Raw genomic sequence first — 16,388 nt, 5'->3', positions numbered from 1 at the left:
AAAAAAGCCCCGCGCCTGCGAACCCCGCATAGCAGGACTCTGACGGGGGGCCTCTCCAATAATGTGTATTAAGGGTGCGCCAACAGCTCGGTCAAGCCGGAAACCTGGGCAATTTCGCGCATGTCTTCGGGTAACGCACGAATGCTGACCGGCTTTTTGGCCGCTTGTGCATCACGCATAAAGCACAACAGCAACGACAAACCGACACTGCTGGACTTGGTCACCGCCGAACAATCCAGCACCACCTCAGGCGCAGCGCTGGACTTGATCAGCGCCTGGCCGTGCTTGCGCAAGGCCGGGCCGCTGCGGTAATCCAGCACGCCGCTGATGTACAGCTGACCAGCGTCGCCGAGACGAACCGCCGACTCGGTCATTGCGCAGGCTTCCCGGCAGCTTTGTCGGTTTCTTCTTTGGCCTTGGCCACTTCACCGGCCCAACCATTGATGGTCTTGTCCAGGTCGTTGCCATTGCGCTGCATGGCGTCGGCGAACTGGTCACGGAACAGCTTGCCGATATTGATGCCGTTGATGATCACGTTGCGCAGCTTCCACTCGCCGTTGATCTTCTCCAGGGTGTACTGCACAGGGTACACGGCGCCGTTGTTGCCCTTGACGCTCATATTGACGCTGGTGCGGTCACCGGACTCGTCGCCCGCCGGCGCCACGGTAATACCTTGGTTGTTGTACTCAAGCAAGGCGTTGCCATAGAACTGGAACAGGCCTTTCTTGAAGTTTTCCTGGAAGGTCTGCATCTGCGCAGGGGTTGCCTTGCGCGAATACTTGACCGTCATGATGCTGCGCGAAATGCCTTCGGCATCGACCACCGGGCCGACAATGGTGTTCAGCGCATCGTAAAACTTGGTTGGGTCTTGCTTGTACTGCTCTTTATTCGCCGTCAGGTCAGCCAACATCTTGCTGGTCGTATCCTGCACCAGTTCGTGCGCAGATCCTGCCGCGTTGGCCATCAACGGTAACGCTGCAAGCAGTACCAGCAGGCCACGTCGCAAGGTAGAGATCATGAACAGATTCCTCATTTGGCGTCTTTATTGACCGTATTGAGCAAAAATTTTCCGATCAGGTCTTCAAGCACCAGCGACGACTGCGTGTCGTGGATGGTCGAGCCATCCTTGAGCAGGGCTGTTTCCCCACCCACGCTGACACCGATGTACTTCTCGCCCAGCAGACCCGCAGTGAGGATAGATGCAGTGGAGTCGGTCGGCAGGTTATCTACCTTCTTGTCCAGTTGCATTGTCACTCGACCGGTGAAGCTGTCGCGATCCAGATCGATTGCCGTGACTTTGCCAATGGTCACACCGGCCATGGTCACTTTAGCTCTGACAGTCAAACCGGCGATATTGTCGAAGTACGCATAAAGTTTATAAGTATCGGCGGTGGGGCTGGCCGAAAGGCCACTGACCCGCAGAGCCAGCAACAGTAAAGCCAGGATGCCAGCCAGCAAGAAAAGGCCGACACCGATTTCCACAGTGCGGTTTTGCATCAGAAATCTCCAAACATCAAGGCGGTCAAAATGAAGTCAAGGCCCAGTACCGCCAGCGAGGCGTACACAACGGTCTTGGTGGTGGCGCGACTGATCCCTTCTGAGGTGGGCTCACAGTCGTAGCCTTGGAATACGGCGATCCAGGTGACGACAAAAGCGAAGACGATGCTCTTTATGATGCCGTTGAGCACGTCGCCAGTGAAGGTCACGCTGTTTTGCATGTTGGCCCAGTAGGAGCCGTCGTAGACGCCCAGCCAGTCCACCGCCACCCACGAACCGCCCCAGATACCGACCACGCTGAAGATCATCGCCAGCAGTGGCAGGGAAATGAAGCCGGCCCACAGGCGCGGGGCAACAATGTATTTGAGCGGGTCGACGCCGATCATTTCCAGGCTGGACAGCTGTTCGGTGGACTTCATGTTGCCGATTTCGGCGGTCAACGCAGAACCCGCGCGCCCGGCGAACAGCAAGGCGGTGACCACCGGCCCCAGTTCACGCAACAAGGTCAGGGCGACCATCTGCCCCACTGCCTGCTCCGAACCGTAGCTGGAGAGGATATTGAAGCCCTGCAACGCCAACACCATGCCGATGAAAACCCCAGAGACCACGATGATCACCAGGGACATCACGCCCACTGCGTGCAGTTGCTTGATCAGCAGGCCGAAGCCGCCGCCGATGCCACCGCGACCGAGCAAGGCATGGAACAGGAAAATCGTCGAACGGCCCAGCACCTCAACAATGTCGATGCCCGAGCGACCGAAAAGGCGAACCTTCTCGATGATGGATGTCTTGCGCATCAACGCTTCCCCAGCAGGTCTGAGCGGTAATCCGTTGCCGGAAAGTGAAACGGCACAGGGCCATCGGGATCGCCGGTCATGAATTGGCGAATGCGCGGGTTATCGGCGTTCATCAGTTCTTCAGGCGTACCCTGCCCCAGCACCTGGCCATCACCGACTACATAAAGGTAATCGGCAATGCTCGCGGTTTCTGCAAGATCATGGGAAACCACGATGCTGGTAATGCCCAACGCGTCGTTGAGCAAGCGGATCAGCCGCACCAGAACGCCCATAGCAATCGGGTCCTGGCCGACGAAAGGCTCGTCGTACATGAGAATCTGGGGGTCGAGGGCAATGGCGCGGGCCAGGGCCACGCGACGTTTCATGCCGCCGGAGAGCTCATCGGGCATCAGGTCGATGGCGCCGCGAAGGCCGACGGCCTGCAGTTTCAGCAACACAATGTCACGAATCATTTCATCGGACAGCTGGGTATGCACCCGCAGCGGGAAGGCGACGTTTTCGAAAACATCGAGGTCGGTGAACAGCGCACCGCTCTGGAACAGCACACCCATGTGCTTGCGCGCGTCGAACAGGTCACTGCGCGACAGGGTCGGCAGGTTCTGCCCGTTGACCCACACTTCGCCGGCGCTGGGGCGCAATTGCATGCCCATCAGGCGCAACAGGGTGGTCTTGCCGCAACCGGAAGGCCCCATGATGCCCGTGACCTTGCCGCGGGGAATGCGAATATCGACGTTATTGAAGATGCTGCGCGTCCCGCGCTTGAAGGTCAGTCCCTTCAGCTCGACCGCGTAGGCGTTATCGGCACTCATCTAAACTCCTTGGGATGCAGCCTCTCACTCAGACACCACGTTTGCGACAAACGTTTGAATGCTTGTGCAATCGCTAGCCACATGGGCTGGGCGGACCGAACTGGCGGCGAACTATATCACTGCTGGTACAACGCGCCCAAGGCCGGAACTGCGCTTGTTCAGATGCGCGACAGCGAAATAACGTTGCTGGCTATGTTACTGGCTTTGTTTCCCGACTAAGGAATCTCACAGGCCTGCCGAATAACTCCTGACGAACTTACGTGAGTGAATTGATCATTACCGCTATAATCGCCGACTTTTCGTCAGGCTATACGATTTCAGACATGAGCCAATCCAGCGACCTTATTCAATCTGCACAACGCACCATTCGCCTCGAACTTGAAGCCGTAGAAGGCTTGCTGGCGCATATCGACGCAGATTTCGTGCGCGCCTGCGAGATGATTCTGGCCAGCAAGGGCCGCGTTGTCGTGGTGGGCATGGGTAAATCAGGCCACGTCGGCAACAAGATAGCCGCGACCCTGGCGAGCACCGGGACCACCGCGTTTTTCGTACACCCGGCCGAAGCCAGCCACGGCGACATGGGCATGATCACCAAGGATGACATCATCCTGGCGCTGTCCAACTCCGGCACCACCAACGAGATCGTGACCCTGCTGCCGCTGATCAAGCGCCTGGGCATCAAGATGATCAGCCTGACCGGTAACCCGGAATCGACGCTGGCCAAGGCCGCCGAGGTGAACCTCAATGTTCACGTGGCCCACGAGGCCTGCCCGCTGAACCTGGCGCCGACCTCCTCCACCACCGCCGCACTGGTCATGGGCGACGCCCTGGCCGTGGCGCTGCTGGACGCCCGCGGCTTTACCGCTGAAGACTTCGCGTTCTCCCATCCCGGTGGCGCACTGGGCCGCCGCCTGCTGCTGAAAGTGGAGAACGTCATGCATTCGGGCGATGAATTGCCCCACGTCTCGCGAGGCACGCTGCTCAAAGACGCGCTCATGGAAATGACCCGCAAGGGCCTGGGCATGACCGTGATCCTGGAAGCCGATGGCACCCTCGCCGGGGTATTCACCGACGGCGACCTGCGCCGCACCCTGGATCGCACCATCGATATCCACACCGCGACCATCGACGCGGTGATGACGCCCCATGGCAAGACTGCACGCCCTGAAATGCTGGCAGCCGAAGCATTGAAGATCATGGAAGACCACAAAATTGGTGCACTGGTGGTGGTAGATAACAATGACCACCCGATTGGCGCCCTGAACATGCACGACTTGCTGCGTGCGGGAGTGATGTAAATGACAGGCGACCTGCTGCAACGCGGCAAAAACATCAAGCTGGCGATTTTCGACGTTGATGGCGTATTGACCGATGGCCGCCTCTACTTCCTCGAAGACGGCAGCGAGTTCAAGACGTTCAACACCCTCGACGGCCAAGGCATCAAGATGCTGATGGCAGCGGGCGTGCAAACAGCCATTATCAGCGGCAGAAAAACCCCCGTTGTGGAACGCCGCGCACAAAACCTGGGGATTCCTCACCTGTATCAGGGCCGCGAGGATAAACTGGCGGTTCTGGACGAGCTTCTTGGCCAACTCAACCTAAGCTATGAGCAAGTTGCCTATTTGGGTGATGATCTGCCCGATTTGCCGGTGATTCGCCGAGTGGGCTTGGGTATGGCCGTTGCCAATGCGGCGGCGTTTGTTTGCGAGCACGCCCATGGCATCACCACCGCCCGTGGCGGCGAAGGTGCCGCCCGCGAGTTCTGCGAGTTGATCCTGCGCGCCCAAGGCAGCCTTGAAGCGGCCCACGCCGCCTACCTATAGAGCGTTTTATGCTGAGCAAAAAGATTCGCAACTTCCTGTTATTCGGGGTCATCGCCGCGCTGTTCCTGGCGGTGGGCTACTGGAATATCAGCCCGGAGCGTTTTCTCGACCAGCCTGTTGCGCAGGTTGACGAAGGCGCTATCGACTATTACGCCACTAACGCCAAAAGCGTGCAGTTTTTGCCCGATGGCAAGTTGCAGTACGAAATGACGTCCGACAAGGTCGAGCATGTAAAGGCCACTGAAGTGACCCTGCTGACCAACCCGGACATGAATATCTACCGCGGCACCGAGTTCCCCTGGCACGTCACCAGCAAGCGTGGCGAGGTCAACCCGGACGGTACCGAGGTGGAACTGATCGATTCGGTACGTGTTGCACGTACTGACGATAAAAACCGCAATACCGTGATTACCACCACTCGCATGACCGTATTCCCGCAGAAGCAATATGCGCAGACCGAGCAAGACGTTAGAATCGACGGCGCTGGCGGTGTATCGACTGGCAAGGGAATGAAAGCGTATTTGAAAGAAAGCAGGATACACCTGCTATCGAACGTAAGAGGACAGTATGAGGCTCGTTAAAACTCTCCCTATTTTGCTCGGCTTGGGCGCAGCACTGGGAAGCGTGAGCGCCTGGGCTCTGCCGAACGATAGCCAGCAGCCGATCCACATCTCGGCTGACGACGCTCAACTGGATGATAAGCAAGGCGTTGCCACTTATACCGGCGGCGTGATCATCACCCAGGGCTCGATGAAGATCACTGGCAACACGGTCACCCTCACTCGCGCCCCAAATGGCGACATTGACGTGGTGACCTCGGTGGGCAACCTGGCTTATTTCGAGCAGAAGCAGTCCCCTACCGACGCCGGCCCGATGAAGGGCTACGGCAAGACCATCCAGTACCATGCCCAGCAGAACCGCATTGTGCTGATCGACCAGGCCAAGGTACTCAGCCCTGACGGCAACTCCACGGAAGGTGAAAAGATCACCTACGACACCGTGAAACAGATCGCGAACGCCGGTCGTGCCAATGGCAGCAAGGTCACCGCACCGCGCCCGCGCATCGACATGGTTATCCAGCCGAAGAAGAAGGCCGAGTAATGGCAACCCTGAAAGCCCAGCATCTGGCCAAGGCCTACAAAAGCCGTCAGGTCGTGCGCGACGTCAGCCTGTCGATCGACAGCGGCCAGATCGTCGGCTTGCTCGGCCCCAACGGCGCCGGCAAGACCACTTGCTTCTACATGATCGTGGGCCTGGTCCAGGCCGACCAAGGTCGTGTGCTGATCGACGACCTGGACGTGAGTCACCAGCCGATGCACGGTCGTGCTCGCGCCGGTATCGGCTATCTTCCGCAAGAAGCGTCGATCTTCCGCAAACTGTCGGTTGCCGATAACATCATGGCGATTCTCGAGACCCGCAAAGAGCTCGACCGTGATGGGCGTCGCAAAGAGCTGGAAAGCCTGCTGCAGGAGTTCCACATCAACCACATTCGCGACAACCTCGGCATGAGCCTGTCCGGTGGTGAGCGCCGCCGCGTGGAAATCGCCCGCGCCCTGGCCACTGCACCCAAGTTCATCCTGCTGGACGAACCGTTTGCCGGCGTCGACCCGATCTCGGTTGGCGACATCAAGCAGATCATTCATCACCTCAAGGCCAAGGGCATCGGTGTACTGATCACCGACCACAACGTGCGCGAAACCCTCGACATCTGCGAAACCGCCTATATCGTCAACGATGGCCAACTGATCGCCGAAGGTGATTCTGCCACTATCCTGGCCAACGAGCTGGTCAAGGAAGTGTACCTGGGTCACGAGTTCCGCCTGTAAACACCGTGGTGTCACGGCCGCTGGCCAAGACGCGCGGGAGTCAATGAAAACCTCCGGATTTTTATTGTTACCGCGCTCTAGGCAAAGCCCCCGACATCAGGCATATAATTTGCTTATGTTTGGCGCTCACGCGCCCTGTCGTGGATGGCGCATTGCGCCGGCGAATAAGGTGTTAAGCCCCTGCCATGAAACCATCGCTAGTCCTGAGAATGGGCCAGCAGCTGACGATGACACCGCAGCTGCAACAGGCCATCCGCCTGCTCCAATTGTCGACACTGGACCTGCAACAGGAGATCCAGGAAGCCCTTGAGTCCAATCCGATGCTCGAACGCCAGGAAGAAGGCGACGACTTCGACAATGCAGACCCACTGGCCGACAACATCGAGCAAAAACCCAATTCTGACGTGCAGGAACCCTCCTATCAGGAAACCGCCCCTACGGTGGACAACCTTGAGGAAGGCGAATGGAACGAACGCATTCCCAACGAGCTTCCCGTCGACACCGCCTGGGAAGACGTCTACCAGACCAGCGCCAGCAGCCTGCCCAGCAATGACGATGACGAGTGGGACTTCACCACCCGCACCTCCGCCGGCGAGAGCCTGCAAAGCCATCTTTTGTGGCAACTGAACCTTGCACCGATGTCGGACACCGATCGCCTGATCGCCGTGACCCTGATCGACTGCATCAACAACCAGGGCTACCTGGATGAAACCCTTGAGGAAATCCTCGAGGCGTTCGACCCGGAGCTGGACATTGAGCTGGACGAAATCGAAGCCGTCCTGCACCGCATCCAGCAGTTCGAGCCCGCCGGCATCGGCGCCCGCAGCCTCAGCGAATGCCTGTTGCTGCAATTGCGCCAACTGCCTGCCAAGACCCCATGGCTCGCCGAAGCCCAGCGCCTGGTCACCGACTACATCGACCTGTTGGGCAGCCGCGACTACAGCCAATTGATGCGCCGCATGAAGCTCAAGGAAGACGACCTGCGCCAGGTCATCGAGCTGGTGCAGAGCCTCAACCCGCGCCCCGGCTCACAGATCGAATCGAGCGAAGCCGAATACGTCGTCCCCGACGTGATCGTGCGCAAGGACAACGAGCGCTGGCTGGTGGAGCTGAACCAGGAATCGGTACCGCGCCTGCGGGTCAACCCGCAATACGCAGGTTTTGTACGCCGCGCCGACACCAGCGCCGACAACACCTTCATGCGCAATCAGTTGCAGGAGGCGCGCTGGTTCATCAAGAGCCTGCAAAGCCGCAACGAAACCCTGATGAAAGTGGCCACCCAGATTGTCGAGCATCAGCGCGGCTTCCTGGAGTACGGCGACGAAGCGATGAAACCCTTGGTTCTGCATGACATCGCCGAGGCGGTGGGTATGCACGAATCGACGATTTCGCGGGTGACCACGCAAAAGTTCATGCACACCCCACGGGGCATATATGAACTGAAATACTTTTTCTCCAGCCATGTCAGCACCTCTGAAGGCGGCGAATGCTCGTCTACGGCGATCCGCGCGATCATCAAAAAACTGGTTGCCGCTGAAAATCAGAAAAAGCCATTGAGTGACAGTAAGATCGCTGGTTTACTGGAGGCACAAGGCATTCAGGTCGCCCGTCGAACCGTCGCCAAGTACCGCGAATCCCTTGGGATCGCGCCTTCCAGCGAGCGTAAGCGTTTGATGTGACGGGCGGGCCACAGCGTTCCAGTGGTGGGTATTTCTGCCCACCGCTTTATGCACTGGCAACGAAGGAGAAGCTGTATGCAAGTCAACATCAGTGGACACCATGTAGAAGTCACCCCTCCCCTGCGCGAATACGTTGAGCAGAAGCTGAAACGGCTTGAGGGTCATTTTGACAAGATCACCAATGTGCAAGTGATCATGAAGGTCGATAAGCTTCAGCAGAAAATCGAAGCGACCCTACAGATTCCTGGTGGCGAAATAGTCGCCAATGCCGAGCATGAAGACATGTATGCATCAATCGATGCCTTGACTGACAAGCTTGACCGCCAACTTAAAAAGCATAAGGAAAAGCAGCAGAGCCTTCTCCAGGGCACCGGCCGCTAACACTCCCCACCCATGATTCGACTTGAAACCATCCTGACCCCCGGCCGTTCCCTCGTGAACGCGCCGGGCGGCAGTAAAAAGAAAGCCCTTGAACAAATTGCCAACCTGATCAGCAGCCAAGTGCCTGATCTGGAGATGCAGGATGTCTTCGAGGCTCTGATTGCCCGTGAAAAACTCGGCTCGACCGGTTTTGGTAACGGCATCGCCATCCCTCACTGCCGCCTCAAAGGCTGCGAAACACCTGTCAGCGCCTTGCTACACCTGGAAAAACCCATTGATTTCGATGCTATCGATGGTGCACCGGTCGACCTGCTGTTCGTTCTGCTGGTCCCGGAAGCCGCCACCGATGCACACCTGGAACTGCTTCGGCAGATCGCCAGCATGCTTGACCGCAAGGACGTACGCGACAAACTGCGCAGTGCCAGCAGTAACGAGGCGCTGTACCAGGTTGTCCTGGATGAACAGAACAGGCAGTAATCATGCGTTTGATCATCGTCAGCGGCCGCTCCGGCTCGGGTAAAAGCACCGCCCTCAATGTCCTTGAGGATAACGGCTTCTATTGCATCGACAACCTGCCCGCCGGCCTGTTGCCGGAACTGGCGGAACGCGCGCTGATCCACACCGAACTGGCCCAACCCCTGGTAGCCGTTTCGATTGATGCACGCAACCTGCCCAGCCACCTTGAGCGCTTCCCGCAATTGCTTGAAGAAGTGCGGGCCAAGCATATTCATTGCGATGTACTGTACCTGGACGCCGACGAAGAGACCCTGCTCAAGCGGTTCTCCGAAACCCGCCGGCGCCACCCCCTCAGCAGCCCCCATCGCTCGCTGGCCGAAGCCATCGAAGACGAAAGCAAGCTGCTGGGGCCAATCATTGACCTCGCTGACCTCAAGATCAACACCACCAGCCTCAACCTCTACCAGCTGCGCGACGCCATCAAGCTGCGCCTTTTGAACCAGCCTGAACCGGGCACCGCGTTTCTTGTAGAGTCGTTTGGCTTCAAGCGTGGCATGCCGGTGGATGCTGACCTGGTGTTCGATGTGCGCTGCCTGCCCAACCCCTACTGGAAACCGGAATTGCGCGACCAGTCCGGGCTGGATCAGCCGGTGGCCGAATACCTGGCGGCGCAACCGGATGTGGAGGAGATGTTCCAGGACATTTCCTCCTACCTGCTCAAATGGCTTCCACGCTTTGCCGCGAGCAACCGGGCCTATGTCACCATCGCCATTGGCTGCACCGGCGGCCATCACCGCTCGGTCTACCTGACCGAGCGTTTGGGCCAGGTGCTGCAACAAACCCTCAAGAACGTCCAGGTTCGCCACCGCGACCTTAGCTGAAAGGAACACCCCCGCGATGCCCGCTCTGGAAATTGAAATCATCAACAAGCTGGGCCTGCACGCCCGGGCCTCAGCCAAATTCGTCGGTGTCGCCGGGCAGTTTCCCTGCCAGATCCGCGCCGGGCGCACGCCAGAGTCCATGGTCGATGGCAAAAGTATTATGGCGATGATGATGTTGGCAGCCGGCAAGGGCACCAGGATTCATTTGAAAACCGAAGGCGAGCAGGAAGACGAGGCCATGAATGCGCTCGTAGCGCTGATCAATAACTTTTTTGATGAGGGTGAGTAAACTCACCCTCTGAGGCAGGCGTGAAGTCGCAATGACTTCACCCCAACGCGGTATCCATCACCATCATCAAGCAAAACCCGATGCACAGGCCAAGGCTGGCGAGCTTTTCGTGGCCATTGCGGCGTGATTCGGGGATTACTTCATGCGTCACCACCAACAACATGGCACCGGCAGCCAACGCCAGGCCCAGAGGCAACAGCACTTCGGCCAAACTCACCAGCCAAGCGCAAAGCACGGCAAACACCGGCTCTACCAGGCCTGAAGCGGCGCCGATCAAGAACGCCTTGACCCGCGACATCCCTGCACCGGCCAACACCAACGCAATCACCAGTCCTTCGGGCACATCCTGCAAGGCAATGCCCATGGCCAGGCTGTCTGCGTCGGGCATACCGCCGCCCGCCGAAACGCCCACCGCCATGCCTTCGGGTATGTTGTGGGCAATGATGGCGAATACAAACAGCCAGATACGCGGCGGGATCACCGGCTTATCCGGCGTACCCACCAGCATTTCAGGGCTGGCACCGGAGACCTTGCGGTCGACCAGGTACAACCCGAACGCCCCCAGCATGATGCCAAAGCTGATCAAGCCACTCGCACCCCAGGGCGAGAGCCCCAGGCTTTCAGCCGCGGCAATGCCCGGCACGATCAGCGAAAACGCCGTCGCGGCCAACATCACCCCGGCACCAAAGCCCAGCAAGGTGTCGCTCAGCGCCACCGGCATCCGCCGAATCACCAGCACCGGTACGGCGCCAAGCGCCGTGCCGAGGGCGCAGATGGCACCACCTTGCAAGGCACGCAAGATACGTGGCTCCAGGTTCAACCAGTCCAGCCCGTGGGCCACCAGCAAAGCCGTACCTGCCAATAGCAGCAACGAACCAAACGCATAGCGAAACATTCGCCCGCTGCTGATCGCCAGTGTTTCAGTGCCCATAGTCGGCCTTAGATCTTGTTATAGGGTGAATATCAAGCCAACGCGGCTTGATAGCGCGCAGCGACTTCCGGCCAGTTAACAACACTGTAGAAGGCATTGATGTATTCCGGGCGGCGGTTCTGATAAAGCAGATAGTAGGCGTGCTCCCACACGTCCAGGCCGAGGATAGGCGTGTTGCCGCTCATCAGTGGGCTGTCCTGATTACCACTGCTTTCGACGACCAAGGTCTTTTGCGGGGTAACGCTCAGCCAGGCCCAACCGCTGCCGAACCGGGTCAAGGCTGCCTTGGTGAACGCCTCTTTGAAACTATCGAAGCCGCCCAATTGCTCGTCGATGGCTTTACCCAAGGCGCCTTCTGGCTTACCGCCACCTTTAGGCGACATCACGGCCCAGAACAACGAGTGGTTGGCGTGGCCGCCACCTTGGTTGATGACCGCGGCGCGCAGTTTTTCCGGCAATTGCTGGACGCTGGATACGAGTTTCTCTACCGGCCAACCGGCGAATTCGGTGCCCTCGACGGCGGCATTAAGGTTGTTGATATAGGTCTGGTGGTGCTTGGTGTAGTGGATTTCCATGGTCTGCGCATCGATATGCGGTTCCAGGGCATCGTAGGCGTAGGGCAAGGCAGGCAAGGTATAGGACATGTCAATGTGCTCCGTAATGAGGCGTGATCGGTTGCGGCGCGGTATTACCCAGCAGCCGATGGGTACGCGGGTACTCGCCGTGATCGCTGATGAAATTCAACAGTTCGACGTAGGTCTTGCTGCTCTGACGCAGCGCGGCCTCGCGCAATTGCGGGCTGAGGCGCTGGTCTTGCATGGTCTGCAGCAGGCGCTGATGGATCGCGCAGAGGTACTCCGCGCTTTCCTCCGGCTGGTTCAGGCGCAGGTGCAAGTCCGCCAGGTTGTGATGAGAAATGACGCAAGCCGCCACTGCTTCGTCGGCATCCGCCCAGCGTTCGAACAACACTTGGGCCAGGGCGAGGGCTTGCAAATAGGCCTCGCGAGCATCGACCAACTCGCCTGCCATAAAGCAGCGATTGGCCCGTTCGATCGTGCGTTTCCAGTGCTCCATGGTGAGCCTCCAAAGCAGGGTCGGTGATTACACGCCGCCAGCCGTGAGTTTTTCCGGGTCCAGCAGGACTTCCAGTTGGCTACGGTCCAAGTCGGTGTATTCCAGAGCGACATCAATCACCGGGCGGCCTTGCTGGTAGGCCTTCTTGGCGATTTCTGCGGCCTTCTGGTAACCAATGATCGGGTTGAGCGCGGTGACCAGGATCGGGTTGCGCGACAGCGCTTCCTTGAGCTTGGCCTCGTTGACCTTGAAGCTCGCAATCGCCTTGTCCGCCAGCAAGCGGCTGGCATTGGCCAGCAGCTCCAGGCTGCTGAGCAGGTTCTGGGCGATGATTGGCAGCATCACGTTCAATTCGAAGTTCCCCGACTGACCGGCGACGGTGATCACCGTGTCATTGCCGATGACTTGCGCGGCAACCATTGCAGTGGCCTCCGGGATCACCGGGTTGACCTTGCCAGGCATGATCGAGGAACCAGGCTGCAGGGCCTCCAACTCGATTTCACCCAAGCCGGCCAAGGGGCCGGAGTTCATCCAGCGCAGGTCATTGGCGATTTTCATCAGCGAGACCGCAACGGCCTTCAACTGGCCGGAAACCGCGACGGCGGTGTCCTGGGAGCCGATCAGCGCAAACAGGTTTTTGCCCGGCGTGAATTTCACGTCAGTCAGGCTGCTCAGTTGCTGGCTGAAACGCGCAGCGAATTCAGGGTGAGCGTTGATCCCAGTACCCACCGCAGTGCCGCCTTGGGCAAGGGCCTGCAAGCTCGGGAGTAGATCCTGCAGGTGGCCGATATTGGCCTTGAGCTGCTCGGCCCAGCCATTGAGCACCTGGCTCATGCGTACCGGCATGGCGTCCATCAGGTGAGTACGGCCGGTTTTGATGAACGGGTGGACCTCTTCGGCTTTCTGCTCAATCACCTGTACCAGGTGCAACAGGGCCGGCAACGTCTGCTCGTGCAAGACCAACGCCGCACTGACGTGGATGGTGGTCGGGATGATGTCGTTGCTGCTCTGGCCGCAGTTCACGTGGTCGTTAGGGTTGACCGCCTCGCCCAGCAAGCGTGTAGCCAGCGTGGCAATCACTTCATTGGCGTTCATGTTGGAGCTGGTGCCGGAGCCGGTCTGGAAGATGTCCACCGGGAAGTGCTGCATGAAGTCGCCTTCCAGCAAGCCCTGGGCGGCATCGACAATGGCTTTGCCCTGCCCTTCGCTGATTTGCTTGAGATCGACGTTGACCTTGGCCGCAGCGGCCTTGGCCAGGATCAGGGCGCGGATGAATTGCGCCGGCATACGCTGATTGCTGATCGGGAAGTTGTTCACCGCGCGCTGGGTTTGTGCGCCATACAGAGCCTCGGCCGGTACCTGCAGTTCGCCCATGCTGTCGCGTTCGATACGGGTGTTACTCATCGTTAGATCCTTGCACCAGGTCGGAGTGAGAAATAGACGGCAGTAATTGGCAGGTCGCCAATCGCCACGCAAAGCTCTGCCAGCGTTTGAGGCGGCAGGCACAGTGGGAGAGTTTTTCCAGGTCACGCAGTGGGCGCCAGGCTTGGTCCAGGCACATGGAGCGCCAATGCCAGGGCAGTGCGATATCGCTGGCGGTGTCGAGTAACAGACGAAATGAGGTTTCAGCGATCGTCCACGGATGGGTCGCGGTGCAACACGCCAGGTATCGACCCTCATTGAGGTAATGTTCGATCAGGCGCGGCTCGTTGGGGTTGAGGCCGCAACGAATCTGGCGGCTCATCCAGCGCCAGCTCTCTAGATAAGGATCCTCATGCAGGACAGAACTCATGATCCACGCTCATTCGGTAATGATATTTATTATTAAATGATATTGAGAATCAACGCAACGCAAAAACATTAATCCGCCTGCAAGGCAGCCACAAAAAAGGCGCGCTATCTGTGAGATAGCGCGCCTTTTTAGTGAAGCTGTGGGGATTAGCTGCCCGCGACAGTCATCCGCTCGATCAAGACCGACCCCGTGCGAATATTGCTGCGCAGCTCCAGGTCATTACCCACCGCCACGATCTGCTTGAACATATCGCGCATGTTGCCGGCAATGGTCACTTCCTGGACGGCGAATTGGATCTCGCCATTTTCAACCCAGAACCCCGCCGCCCCCCGGGAGTAGTCACCGGTGACCATGTTCAGGCCATGGCCCATCAGTTCGGTCACCAACAGGCCGCGCCCCATGCGGCGCAGCAACGCCGCCTGGTCTTCATCACCGTGGGTGACGAACAAGTTATGCACACCACCCGAGTTGGCGGTGCTCGGCAGGCCAAGTTTGCGACCGGAGTAAGTACCCAATACGTAGGACACCAGCTCACCGTTCTCGACGAACGGCTTGGCATAGGTCGCCAAGCCATCACCGTCGAACGCCGAGCTGCCCATGGCACGCATCAAGTGCGGGCGCTCATCGAGGGTCAGCCACTCAGGAAACAGCTTCTGGCCAATTGCGCCTTCCAGGAACGACGACTTGCGATACAAATTGCCGCCGGAAATCGCCCCCAGGAAACTGCCGAACAAACCACCGGCCAGCTCCGCCGAAAACAACACCGGCACCTCGCAGGTCGGCACCGGACGCGCGCCCAAGCGGCTCGCGGCACGCTGTGCAGCGCGCTGACCAATGCTGACCGGGTCCGCCAGCAACTCACCCTGACGGCTCACGTCGTACCAGTAGTCGCGCTGCATCTGGCCATTGGCCTCAGCGATCATCACGCAGCTCAAGCTGTGCCGTGTGGAGGCATAACCGCCAATAAAACCATGGCTGTTGCCATATACGCGGCACCCCTGGTGCGTGCTCAACGTGGTGCCATCTGCATTCTTGATGCGTGCATCGGCGTCGAACGCGGCGGCTTCGCAAATCAGCGCCTTTTCGATCGCCTGCTCGGGGGTGATGTCCCAGGCATGGAACAGATCGAAGTCCTTCAAGTCCTTGGCCATCAATGCCTTGTCGGCCAGCCCCGAGCTTTCGTCTTCGGACGTGTGCTTGGCAATGGCCAGCGCCGCCGCGACCGTCTCGCGAATCGCCTCAGGACCACTGGCGGATGTGCTGGCCGAACCTTTGCGTTGCCCTGCGTACAAGGTGATGCCAAAGCCCTGGTCACGGTTGAATTCAACGGTTTCCACTTCCCGCTGACGCACCGACGTCGACAGCCCCTGCTCCAGCGATACTGCGACTTCACAGGCACTGGCCCCCTGGCGCTTGGCCTCGGCAAGGATCTGCTCGACTTGTTCCTGCAGTGCCGGTAACGCTTGCGGACCGACGCTTTGGGCTGCACTCATGGTTTTCTCCACTCAAATTCTGCTTTCGGTTAAGGCCATCGAGCGACCGGGCCGGACAAGCGGCCCCCGACTGGTTATCATGGCGGCGTTTCTTTGCGGACTGCCACCATGGTTGATTCTTACGACGACTCCCTCGATGGGGAGAAAAGCAAAACCCAGGTCAAACGCGAGCTGCATGCTCTGGTTGACCTCGGCGAGCGCCTTACAACGCTCAAGAAAGATTTGATTGCCAAACTGCCGTTGACCGACGAAATGCGTCGGGCCTTGGCCGATGCGCCCAAACACACGGCGAATATCGCGCGTAAACGGCACATCATGTTTATCGGCAAACTGATGCGCGATCAGGACACTGACGCCATTCTGGCCTTGCTCGATCAAACCGATGCCTCCACTCGCCAGTACAACGAACGCTTCCACAACCTGGAACGTTGGCGTGACCGCCTGATCTCGGGCGATGACGCCGTGCTGGAGAAATTCGTACTGGACTACCCGGACGCGGACCGCCAGCAATTGCGCTCCCTGATCCGTCAGGCCCAGCACGAGCAGGCGCATAACAAGGCGCCGGCCACCAGCCGTAAAATCTTCAAATACATCCGTGAGCTGGACGAGACCCAACGCGGCCTGCGTTGACCCTCTTCCCCGGGTGGCGGCCTTCGCCAC

General features: G+C 58.9%; 22 protein-coding genes. 11 read left to right on the top strand and 11 right to left on the bottom strand.

Features of this window, described 5'->3' with window-relative positions; all coding sequences use genetic code 11:
• Window positions 1-68: 68 nt before the first annotated feature.
• Genes ICY20_RS01130 through ICY20_RS01110 form a run of 5 tightly spaced genes read right to left on the bottom strand, consistent with a single transcriptional unit; the run spans window position 69 to window position 3,103 of the window.
• Entirely contained in the window at window positions 69-374 is a 306-nt protein-coding gene (locus ICY20_RS01130) for an STAS domain-containing protein (RefSeq protein WP_159960559.1), read from the bottom strand.
• The gene (locus ICY20_RS01125) at window positions 371-1,018 is read right to left on the bottom strand and encodes an MlaC/ttg2D family ABC transporter substrate-binding protein (RefSeq protein ID WP_159960561.1); all 648 of its coding nucleotides are present in this window, start codon (window positions 1,016-1,018) and stop codon (window positions 371-373) included. The genes ICY20_RS01130 and ICY20_RS01125 overlap by 4 nt, the downstream gene beginning before the upstream one ends.
• An 11-nt stretch (window positions 1,019-1,029) precedes the next feature.
• Window positions 1,030-1,497: an outer membrane lipid asymmetry maintenance protein MlaD gene (mlaD, locus tag ICY20_RS01120; RefSeq protein WP_003171814.1), complete on the bottom strand. Its 468-nt coding sequence runs from the start codon at window positions 1,495-1,497 to the stop codon at window positions 1,030-1,032.
• Complete coding sequence (gene mlaE / locus ICY20_RS01115; RefSeq protein WP_159960563.1) at window positions 1,497-2,294, bottom strand: lipid asymmetry maintenance ABC transporter permease subunit MlaE; 798 nt, start codon at window positions 2,292-2,294, stop codon at window positions 1,497-1,499. The genes mlaD and mlaE overlap by 1 nt, the downstream gene beginning before the upstream one ends.
• Entirely contained in the window at window positions 2,294-3,103 is an 810-nt protein-coding gene (locus ICY20_RS01110; RefSeq protein WP_122487546.1) for an ATP-binding cassette domain-containing protein, read from the bottom strand. The genes mlaE and ICY20_RS01110 overlap by 1 nt, the downstream gene beginning before the upstream one ends.
• Before the next feature lie 323 nt (window positions 3,104-3,426).
• Here ICY20_RS01110 and ICY20_RS01105 point away from each other — a divergent pair, with 323 nt between their 5' ends.
• The 10 genes from ICY20_RS01105 (at window position 3,427) to ICY20_RS01060 (ending at window position 10,438) form a co-directional block, all read left to right on the top strand.
• Window positions 3,427-4,401, top strand: a complete 975-nt coding sequence (locus tag ICY20_RS01105; RefSeq protein ID WP_159960565.1) for a KpsF/GutQ family sugar-phosphate isomerase — start codon at window positions 3,427-3,429, stop codon at window positions 4,399-4,401.
• The gene (locus ICY20_RS01100) at window positions 4,402-4,926 is read left to right on the top strand and encodes a KdsC family phosphatase (RefSeq protein WP_159960567.1); all 525 of its coding nucleotides are present in this window, start codon (window positions 4,402-4,404) and stop codon (window positions 4,924-4,926) included.
• 8 nt (window positions 4,927-4,934) lie between these two features.
• Window positions 4,935-5,507: an LPS export ABC transporter periplasmic protein LptC gene (lptC, locus tag ICY20_RS01095; RefSeq protein WP_159960569.1), complete on the top strand. Its 573-nt coding sequence runs from the start codon at window positions 4,935-4,937 to the stop codon at window positions 5,505-5,507.
• Entirely contained in the window at window positions 5,494-6,027 is a 534-nt protein-coding gene (lptA, locus tag ICY20_RS01090; protein WP_159960571.1) for a lipopolysaccharide transport periplasmic protein LptA, read from the top strand. Before lptC ends, lptA begins: the two co-directional genes overlap by 14 nt.
• The gene (gene lptB / locus ICY20_RS01085; RefSeq protein ID WP_003171806.1) at window positions 6,027-6,752 is read left to right on the top strand and encodes an LPS export ABC transporter ATP-binding protein; all 726 of its coding nucleotides are present in this window, start codon (window positions 6,027-6,029) and stop codon (window positions 6,750-6,752) included. The genes lptA and lptB overlap by 1 nt, the downstream gene beginning before the upstream one ends.
• A 185-nt stretch (window positions 6,753-6,937) precedes the next feature.
• Window positions 6,938-8,431, top strand: coding sequence for an RNA polymerase factor sigma-54 (locus tag ICY20_RS01080; RefSeq protein ID WP_194936762.1), 1,494 nt, complete (start codon window positions 6,938-6,940; stop codon window positions 8,429-8,431).
• 75 nt (window positions 8,432-8,506) lie between these two features.
• Window positions 8,507-8,812 (top strand): ribosome hibernation-promoting factor, HPF/YfiA family, encoded by a 306-nt coding sequence (gene hpf / locus ICY20_RS01075; protein ID WP_159960575.1) that lies wholly within the window; start codon window positions 8,507-8,509, stop codon window positions 8,810-8,812.
• Between the two features lie 12 nt (window positions 8,813-8,824).
• Window positions 8,825-9,289, top strand: coding sequence for a PTS IIA-like nitrogen regulatory protein PtsN (ptsN, locus tag ICY20_RS01070; RefSeq protein ID WP_159960577.1), 465 nt, complete (start codon window positions 8,825-8,827; stop codon window positions 9,287-9,289).
• Window positions 9,290-9,291: 2 nt separating this feature from the next.
• The gene (gene rapZ / locus ICY20_RS01065; RefSeq protein ID WP_159960579.1) at window positions 9,292-10,149 is read left to right on the top strand and encodes an RNase adapter RapZ; all 858 of its coding nucleotides are present in this window, start codon (window positions 9,292-9,294) and stop codon (window positions 10,147-10,149) included.
• Window positions 10,150-10,165: 16 nt separating this feature from the next.
• Window positions 10,166-10,438, top strand: coding sequence for an HPr family phosphocarrier protein (locus ICY20_RS01060; RefSeq protein ID WP_194936761.1), 273 nt, complete (start codon window positions 10,166-10,168; stop codon window positions 10,436-10,438).
• 37 nt (window positions 10,439-10,475) lie between these two features.
• Here the strand turns inward: ICY20_RS01060 and ICY20_RS01055 are convergent, their stop codons facing one another.
• The 6 genes from ICY20_RS01055 to pmbA form a co-directional block, all read right to left on the bottom strand.
• Window positions 10,476-11,369, bottom strand: a complete 894-nt coding sequence (locus ICY20_RS01055) for a ZIP family metal transporter (protein ID WP_135287425.1) — start codon at window positions 11,367-11,369, stop codon at window positions 10,476-10,478.
• A 32-nt stretch (window positions 11,370-11,401) separates the two neighbouring features.
• Window positions 11,402-12,013: a superoxide dismutase gene (locus ICY20_RS01050; protein WP_159960583.1), complete on the bottom strand. Its 612-nt coding sequence runs from the start codon at window positions 12,011-12,013 to the stop codon at window positions 11,402-11,404.
• 1 nt (window position 12,014) lies between these two features.
• Window positions 12,015-12,443 (bottom strand): hypothetical protein, encoded by a 429-nt coding sequence (locus ICY20_RS01045; protein WP_159960585.1) that lies wholly within the window; start codon window positions 12,441-12,443, stop codon window positions 12,015-12,017.
• A 27-nt stretch (window positions 12,444-12,470) separates the two neighbouring features.
• Window positions 12,471-13,847, bottom strand: a complete 1,377-nt coding sequence (locus ICY20_RS01040; RefSeq protein WP_159960587.1) for a class II fumarate hydratase — start codon at window positions 13,845-13,847, stop codon at window positions 12,471-12,473.
• Entirely contained in the window at window positions 13,840-14,235 is a 396-nt protein-coding gene (locus ICY20_RS01035) for a FagA protein (RefSeq protein ID WP_159960589.1), read from the bottom strand. Before ICY20_RS01035 ends, ICY20_RS01040 begins: the two co-directional genes overlap by 8 nt.
• A gap of 146 nt (window positions 14,236-14,381) precedes the next feature.
• Window positions 14,382-15,728, bottom strand: coding sequence for a metalloprotease PmbA (pmbA, locus tag ICY20_RS01030; protein ID WP_159960591.1), 1,347 nt, complete (start codon window positions 15,726-15,728; stop codon window positions 14,382-14,384).
• 108 nt (window positions 15,729-15,836) lie between these two features.
• Here pmbA and yjgA point away from each other — a divergent pair, with 108 nt between their 5' ends.
• Window positions 15,837-16,358: a ribosome biogenesis factor YjgA gene (yjgA, locus tag ICY20_RS01025; RefSeq protein ID WP_017138246.1), complete on the top strand. Its 522-nt coding sequence runs from the start codon at window positions 15,837-15,839 to the stop codon at window positions 16,356-16,358.
• Window positions 16,359-16,388 lie beyond the last annotated feature (30 nt).

The sequence above is a fragment of the Pseudomonas pisciculturae genome (genome assembly GCF_015461805.1).
Taxonomy (GTDB): domain Bacteria; phylum Pseudomonadota; class Gammaproteobacteria; order Pseudomonadales; family Pseudomonadaceae; genus Aquipseudomonas; species Aquipseudomonas pisciculturae.
Note: the sequence above shows the minus strand (reverse complement) of the source record. Positions and strands in the feature narration are given on the sequence as shown.